Origin of the sequence: Microcystis sp. T1-4 (assembly GCF_000297435.1) — a bacterium.
Taxonomy (GTDB): Bacteria; Cyanobacteriota; Cyanobacteriia; order Cyanobacteriales; family Microcystaceae; genus Microcystis.
Genome location: NZ_CAIP01000350.1, coordinates 1 through 1,204 on the forward strand (window position 1 = coordinate 1; position 1,204 = coordinate 1,204).

The 1,204-nt window shown below is 47.0% G+C and carries 2 protein-coding genes; both read left to right on the plus strand.

What is annotated here, in order from left to right:
- The coding region (locus MICAI_RS17180) for a hypothetical protein (RefSeq protein WP_051011185.1) at nucleotides 1-250 on the plus strand (250 nt) is incomplete at its 5' end.
- A gap of 21 nt (nucleotides 251-271) precedes the next feature.
- Nucleotides 272-1,183, plus strand: a complete 912-nt coding sequence (locus MICAI_RS17185; protein ID WP_008205118.1) for an Rpn family recombination-promoting nuclease/putative transposase — start codon at nucleotides 272-274, stop codon at nucleotides 1,181-1,183.
- The last annotated feature ends 21 nt before the right edge of the window (nucleotides 1,184-1,204 follow it).

Genomic DNA, 1,204 nt, shown 5'->3' on the forward strand with positions numbered 1-1,204 from the left:
AGAACGGGGTCTAGAACGGGGTCTAGAACGGGGTCTAGAACGGGGTCTAGAACGGGGTTTAGAACGGGGTCTGCAAGAGGGGAAACGTCTGGTGGTGGAAAACCTGCTCCGAGTCCGTTTCGGTGAGTTAGACCCACCACTGCAAGCTATTATCAGCCGGATTTTACAACTGTCCCCAGAAGAATTTACTCCTTTACTCCTCCATTGTTCCAAGCAGGAACTCTTAAATCAATTCGGCAACTGCCAATAAACCCTAGAAGCGACATCTAAAGTGAAAACTGACAGTCTCTTTTACCAAATATTCCTGCGCTTTCCCGACAGTTTCTTTGACTTAATCGGACAACCGCAACCGGTCTCAGCAAACTATCAATTCACCTCCCAAGAGGTGAAACAACTCTCTTTCCGTCTCGATGGCTTATTTATGCCTCTGCTTGAGGATATTCAGCAACCCCTCTACCTAGTGGAAGTACAGTTCCAAGCGGACGACACCCTCTACTATCGACTTTTTGCGGAATTGTTCCTATTTCTAAAACAATATCAACCACCTCACCCCTGGCAAATTGTCGTCATTTATCCCCATCGTGGGGTGGAACGGGAACAATCCCTGCATTTTGGCGAAATCCTCAATTTATCGAGCGTTAGACGCATTTATCTCGATGAATTGCCCCAGGTGTCCCATCCCTCCTTAGGAATCGGTGTGATTAAATTAGTAGTAGAGTCGGAAACGGCAGCGGTGAGGACTGCTCAAACCCTAATCGAGCGGACCAGAGAAGAAATCACCGACCAGTCCAGTCAACGGCAGTTAATTGACCTAATCGAAAGTATCATCATTTACAAATTACCCCAGAAAAGTCGCGAGGAAATTGAAGCTATGTTTGGACTAAGTGATTTAAAACAAACGAGAGTCTATCAAGAGGCACTGGCCGAAGGAGAAGAACGGGGTCTAGAACGGGGTCTAGAACGGGGTTTAGAACGGGGTCTAGAACGGGGTCTGCAAGAGGGGGAACGTCGGGTGGTGGAAAACCTGCTCCGAGTCCGTTTTGGTGAGTTAGACCCAGAAATTCAAGCTATTATCAGCCGGATTTTACAACTGTCTCCGGAAGAATTTACTCCTTTACTCCTACAGTATTCCAAGCAGGAACTCTTAAAGCGATTTCCCCCAGAAAAGTCGCGAGGAAATTGAAGCTATTACCACCCTTATCAA